Source organism: Candidatus Kurthia intestinigallinarum (assembly GCF_003991225.1).
GTDB lineage: Bacteria > Bacillota > Bacilli > Bacillales_A > Planococcaceae > Kurthia > Kurthia populi.
In genome coordinates, this window is record NZ_JTFC01000025.1 from 48,308 (window position 1) to 54,483 (window position 6,176).

Here is a 6,176-nt window from a genome sequence, read left to right on the forward strand (position 1 = left end):
ATTAATTCACCATTTGCTCATTCACATAAGACGCATACAGCGGATGTGTTTTTAGTAATTCATGATGCGTACCATGACCGGTCACTTCCCCTTGCTCAATGAAGTAAATTTGGTCGGCATCGACAATTGTTGATAGACGATGTGCAATCACAAGTGTTGTACGTCCTTCCATCAATTGATCGAGTGCACGCTGTACCTTTTCTTCAGACTGCGAATCTAGGCTAGCAGTGGCCTCGTCAAGCATTAAAATTTTGGGATTGCGTAGGAATGCTCGTGCAATCGCAATCCGTTGTTTTTGACCACCAGATAATTTGACACCACGTTCCCCAATTTCCGTTTCTAATTTTTGTGGAAAGTTTGAAACGAAGGCATCTGCGTAGGCAAGCGCTAAGCCATGCCATAGTTCCTCGTCACTGAGTGTACGCCCAAGACCATATTGTAAATTCTCACGAATACTACCGGCGAATACCGCGCTATCCTGTGATACATAGCCAATTTGTGCGCGCCAATCCGTTAAATCAAGCTGTTGAATATTTTGACCGTTAATCGCAAAGACGCCCCCTGTTGGCTCATAAAATCGCTCAAGTAATGCGAAAATGGTCGTTTTACCGCCACCACTTGGCCCCGCAAAAGCAATGACGGAGTTTGGGTAAGCATCAAAGGAAATATTTTTAAGCACGGGGCGGTCCTCATTATAATAGAAGGAAACATCGCGCGCTTGAATCGTTTGGCCGACGACATCGATTGTTGTGCCATTCCCTGCAGGCTCAAAAGATGTCGCTAAAATTTGTTCAATACGTTCAGTTGCACCCATTGCTTTTTGCACTTGCGCAAAGAACATCGCAAACGTTGCTGCGGGCATTAAAATGTTAAATAAATAGAGTAAAAACGCGACAAGTGACCCACTTGTAAGTGTGCCTGCTTGTACACGAACCGCACCATAGCCGAGAATACCGACGAATAGCCCTAAAATAACCGTCATCATAATTGGCTGTAGCACCGCTTCTACTTTGGCATCCTTGACCCCTAATTTAAAGATTTTCGCGATGAATGTACGCCCATTTTTGCGTTCAAAGGGTTCTCCGTTACTTGCTTTAATTAAACGAATTTCCGCTAATTTTTCAGTCGCTTCTGCATTGAAGTCGGCTGTAGCACCTTGCAGCTGGCGTCCGATTTTCGACATAATTTTGCCGATTGGAAAGAGCACAAGTGCAACAATTGGTACTGCTAGAAACATAATCGACGCCATTTTCCAGTCCATAAAGAATAAAATAATCATCGAACCAATGAGCTGAATCGCGCCGGTAATAAAGCTAGGGAAGTGAGAGGTCACAAGCTCCTTAATGACCCCTGTATCATTGACAAGACGCGAGCTACTTTCCCCTGATTTATGCTGGTCAAAATAGCTCACCGGTAATTTTAATAAATGATCCCATAATTTTTCACGCAATGTTTTTACGGCGCTTTCGCCAACATAGCGTAGCAGGAAGCCACCAATCGTGCCAAAAATAAGCTGTGCGGCAAAGGCGAGTAGTAAGATGCCAAGCATATTTAAATCAATTTTCGAGAGCTCACTCGTATCAACAAGAGTTTTCGTGAATTGTGGAACGAGTAAGCTTGCACCACTCGTCATTAAACTAAGAATAATACCTAATAAAAATAATCCTTTTTTAGGATTCACACTATTAATGAGTTTTAAAAAGTCCTTCATACTAAAGGTCGGCTTTTGTGCTTTCATCTAATGTCCTCCGTTACTGAAGTTTGTGCTGTTATTATAGGACGTGATTATCTAAAATATCAAACTAAAAAGCGGGTAGAAAATACATATAAAGATGAGCAGCTATGTGAATCGATATAAATTATTAAATGGTAAACCTAGTTTCTCATTTGTCAAACAGCTTTATTTAATAAATAAGCTTTTTAATCCAAAAAATGACGTTATTGTGTCAGGATATTTTTTCTAATTGAGAAAATTATAAGAGGAATAAGTGAGGTAATTACATTAAATACAATTTTTTTACCTATTAGAGAAAATTTTGAGTTATTCTAGAAAATTATTCTTAGCTAGATATAAAGTAAATGAAAATATATAGCATTTATAAAAGAGCGCTACACCAATAATTTTGAACGCTTCAATTAAACAAGAGCAAAAGGGTTGACAGAAAAACCTTTTCGTATGATAATTTAATTGTAAACAATAATCATTCTAATTAAAAAATGGTTATTAAGAAAATATATACGGATTAATTGGAGGAATATTTGATATGTCATTAGTAAACAAACAAATCTTACCATTCACTGCAGAAGCATTCCAAAACGGTGAATTCAAAACTGTAACAGAAGAAACATTAAAAGGTAAATGGGCTGTCGTAGCATTCTACCCAGCTGATTTCACGTTCGTTTGCCCAACTGAACTTGAAGATTTACAAGCTGAATACGAAACATTAAAATCTTTAGGTGCTGAAGTATTCTCAGTTTCAACTGATACTCACTTCACTCACAAAGCTTGGCATGACCATTCGGAAGCAATCTCTAAAATCCAATACACAATGATCGGTGACCCAACTCACACGATTTCTCGTAACTTCGACGTTTTAGACGAAGAAGCAGGTCTTGCTCAACGCGCAACTTTCTTAATCGATCCAGACGGTATCGTACAAACAATGGAAATCAACAACGATGGTATCGGCCGTAACGCTTCTCAATTAATCGACAAAATTAAAGCAGCGACTTACGTGCGCAACCACCCAGGTGAAGTTTGCCCAGCTAAATGGAAAGAAGGAGCAGAAACATTAACTCCTAGCCTAGACTTAGTAGGTAAAATCTAATTTCTTTGTTTTGAACATTGAAACGTAACACAACAGAGGAAGGAGCGCGATAATCCGCGCTCTTTTCTGCTATTAACATGAATGAACATACTCTCTGTCTTCTAAAATAGAGGTGGAATTTCGAACTTTCTTGAGAGTAAATCGAGAATGACTGTCACGTATAGAATGTACGGTTTGGAATGCCTATACGACACACAAACAGGATGATTTGAAAGGACGATGAATAATTATGGCATTACTAGATGCAAACATTAAAGCACAATTAAATCAATTATTGGCATTATTAGAAGGGGACTTAGAAATCACACTAAGTGCCGCAGACGATAAAACATCACAAGATATGCGCGAGTTAGTAACCGAACTTGCAGGCATGTCACCACGTATTACAGTAAAAGAAGCAACACTTGCCCGTACACCAAGCTTTAGCATTAATAAAGCAGGTGAAGAAGCATCTGGCGTTGTTTTTGCCGGTCTTCCATTAGGTCACGAATTCAACTCATTAGTGCTTGCTTTATTACAAGTATCAGGTCGCGCACCAAAAGTAGATGATGCAACAATTAAACGTATCGAAGCTATCACAACGCCTCTGAACTTTGAAACATTTGTCAGCCTTACTTGCCACAACTGCCCAGACGTTGTACAAGCATTAAATATTATGGCTGTTTTAAATCCAAATATTACGCATACAATGGTTGAGGGTGGCGCGTATCAAGATGAAGTAAAAGAAAAAGACATTATGGCTGTACCTGCTGTGTATACAAACGGTGAATTCTTCGAAGGTGGTCGTATGTCACTAGAAGATATTCTAGATAAATTGGGTGCTGCACAAGATTCAACAGGCTTTGACGACAAGGAAGCATATGATGTATTAGTAGTCGGCGGTGGCCCTGCTGGTGCAGCTTCTGCGATTTATTCAGCACGTAAAGGCATTCGCACCGGCCTTATTGCAGAGCGCTTCGGTGGTCAAGTAAATGATACATTATCAATCGAAAACATTATCGGTACAAAAGCAACAGAAGGTCCTGCATTTGTAGCGAGCCTTGAAGCGCATGTGACGGAATATCCAGTCGATGTTATGAAAAACCAACGCGCGACACAAATTGCGAAAAATGATTTAGTTGAAGTGACACTTGAAAATGGCGCTGTTTTAAAATCAAAAACAGTTATCTTATCAACTGGTACACGCTACCGTCAATTAGGCGTACCGGGTGAGCAAGAATTCAAAAATAAAGGCGTTGCTTACTGTCCACACTGTGATGGCCCATTATTTAAAGGTAAAGATGTTGCAGTCGTTGGTGGCGGTAACTCAGGCGTTGAAGCAGCCATCGATTTAGCGGGTATCGTCAACCACGTGTATTTACTACAACGTAGCGGCGAATTAAAAGCAGATATCGTGCTACAAAATCGTCTACGTAGCTTACCGAATGTTACGATTTTAACAAATGCGCTTACACAAGAAATTAAAGGTGCAGGTACTGTCAATGCATTAGCATATAAAGATGCCGTAACAGGCGAAGAAAAAGTCATTACACTTGATGGTGTCTTCATCCAAATTGGTTTATTACCAAACACTGAGTTTTTACAAGGCTCTGTTGAATTAAATCAAAATAATGAAATCATCATTGATAAATACGGTGCAACAAGCCTACCAGGCGTTTTTGCAGCAGGTGACTGTACAGATACCGCCTATAAACAAATCGTGATTTCAATGGGTTCTGGTGCTACAGCAGCACTTGGCGCATTTGATTATATGATTCGTTCAGACGTAAAAGAGTTAGTTGAAGTTTAAGGAATAGTGAGCACTTCTTCTTTTGAAGGGGTGCTTTTTTAATGGAGAAAAAAGGGCGTAAGGAATAAACTGAAGGCCTATCTTCATTCTTAGAAATCAGGGTAAAGAATAACAAAGGCATCTTACTTTTGAAATGAGGTGAGAATTGTGAAAAAAGGTATAAAAGCAATGTTGGTAACCGCGATTGGGGCGTCTGGATTGACTTTTGGCATGCATGCCTCTGCTGGCGAGACGATTACAAATGGCGTAATGTTTTTACCAAGTACACAAAAGACGTATACGACATATGATCATTATATGAAACCGATGAAAAATACATTCCGCTATCAGTATGGTGATTCAAAGCGTGAGCGAATTAGTAATACAACAAAAGGCTATACGTATTACTACGCAGAAGACCGTCTCTTTATGCTGGAGAAGAATACACATTTCTATATTTTTGTCCCTGTTAAATTTCCCTTAACAGAAGGTAAAACCTATTCACAAAGTTATCCAATCGAAGGTCAAACAGTCAAATGGAAAGTAACCGTTCAAGATATTGGCGGCACGAAAAAAATTGGCACAAAAACGTACACCAATGTCATGCGTCTGAAATTTGGAAACGGTGATAAACTATTATTTGCGAAAAATCATGGCTTGATTCAAGCACTGCATTTAGAAAGCGGTAAATACGTGACGGATTTTAAAATTGTAGATTATAAATAATAAAAAACCGCGTCTTTACGGCGCGGTTTTTGCGTGGTTAATAGACGAGCTTTTTTCAAGCACCTCAAGCTATTGTTTATAGGCATATTCAAAGCTCTTAGTTGAAAATCAGTGAGTTCAATAGCGTCTAGACCTTTCGCTTGATTAGTTTGAACGTAAAGCCTTTAAGGTTTTCATGTAATCAGGATTTTGATACCCAAAGTAGTCATGTAACGCTGTATAAAGTCCGTAAAGTTGCTGATATGTAGCGGCATCTTTTGATGGCTCAATGACTTTTTCAAGAGGTGGTGCCATTTTTGCGATAGCTTCTGGCACAGTGTTATAGTGTTTTGTGGCTACGGCTGCTAAAATCGCAGCACCAATTGCTGGCGCATATTCTGATTCGGAAATGATAATAGGCTGATTCATCACGTCTGCATAGATTTGCATTAACAATTGATTTCGTTGAGGCAGGCCACCCGTTGCAACAATACGGTCAATTTTCATACCAGCTTGTGTATACGTATCAACAATTTTTCGTGCAGAATAGGCTGTTGCCTCTAAATAAGCGCGATAAATTTCCTCAGGCTTTGTCTGGAGCGTTAACCCGATAAGAGTACCTGATAAGTTAGGGTTGGTTGAACTACCCCCACTTAGCCGTTCTTCGAACGTTGCTTGAAGTGGGAGATTCCTACGAACAGTGCTTGCTTGTTTCCAGTTGCTCGAAACAGCGGCTTCACTTTTTTTAGTAGGCTATCCCCGTAGTTCCTACGGTTGTTGCTTTAAAAGTCTTAACCCTTCGATTAAGATATTCTTACTTGCATTAATATCTCGGTCTAGTGTCGTACCACAAGATGAACAAGTCCACACACGAA

At 39.6% G+C, this 6,176-nt stretch carries 5 protein-coding genes and 1 pseudogene; 3 read left to right on the plus strand and 3 right to left on the minus strand.

All coding sequences use genetic code 11. The features are described 5' to 3' along the window. Position 1 precedes the first annotated feature (1 nt). Positions 2-1,738 carry an ABC transporter ATP-binding protein gene (locus QI30_RS05980; RefSeq protein ID WP_126990021.1) on the minus strand — a complete coding sequence of 579 codons (1,737 nt, stop codon included), beginning with the start codon at positions 1,736-1,738 and terminating at the stop codon, positions 2-4. A gap of 526 nt (positions 1,739-2,264) precedes the next feature. Between QI30_RS05980 and ahpC the strand changes: the two genes are divergently transcribed. The 3 genes from ahpC to QI30_RS05995 all read left to right on the plus strand — a co-directional run bounded on the left by ahpC (position 2,265) and on the right by QI30_RS05995 (position 5,322). Continuing rightward, on the plus strand, positions 2,265-2,828 hold the full coding sequence (gene ahpC / locus QI30_RS05985) for an alkyl hydroperoxide reductase subunit C (RefSeq protein WP_126990022.1): 564 nt from the start codon (positions 2,265-2,267) through the stop codon (positions 2,826-2,828). A 229-nt stretch (positions 2,829-3,057) separates the two neighbouring features. Beyond that, the gene (ahpF, locus tag QI30_RS05990; RefSeq protein ID WP_126990023.1) at positions 3,058-4,617 is read left to right on the plus strand and encodes an alkyl hydroperoxide reductase subunit F; all 1,560 of its coding nucleotides are present in this window, start codon (positions 3,058-3,060) and stop codon (positions 4,615-4,617) included. Between the two features lie 147 nt (positions 4,618-4,764). After that, entirely contained in the window at positions 4,765-5,322 is a 558-nt protein-coding gene (locus QI30_RS05995; RefSeq protein WP_126990024.1) for a hypothetical protein, read from the plus strand. Positions 5,323-5,466: 144 nt separating this feature from the next. Here QI30_RS05995 and QI30_RS06000 read toward each other — a convergent pair. Further along, positions 5,467-5,958, minus strand: a pseudogene (locus QI30_RS06000) (FGGY-family carbohydrate kinase); the annotation flags it as partial. Positions 5,959-6,069: 111 nt separating this feature from the next. After that, positions 6,070-6,171: a zinc ribbon domain-containing protein gene (locus tag QI30_RS06005; RefSeq protein WP_370323591.1), complete on the minus strand. Its 102-nt coding sequence runs from the start codon at positions 6,169-6,171 to the stop codon at positions 6,070-6,072. Positions 6,172-6,176: the final 5 nt, after the last annotated feature.

Coding starts and splice junctions, on each gene's coding strand:
- QI30_RS05980 (WP_126990021.1), bottom strand. CDS start 1,738: ATGAAAGCACAAAAGCCGACCTTTAGTATGAAGGACTTTTTAAAACTC.
- ahpC (WP_126990022.1), top strand. CDS start 2,265: ATGTCATTAGTAAACAAACAAATCTTACCATTCACTGCAGAAGCATTC.
- ahpF (WP_126990023.1), top strand. CDS start 3,058: ATGGCATTACTAGATGCAAACATTAAAGCACAATTAAATCAATTATTG.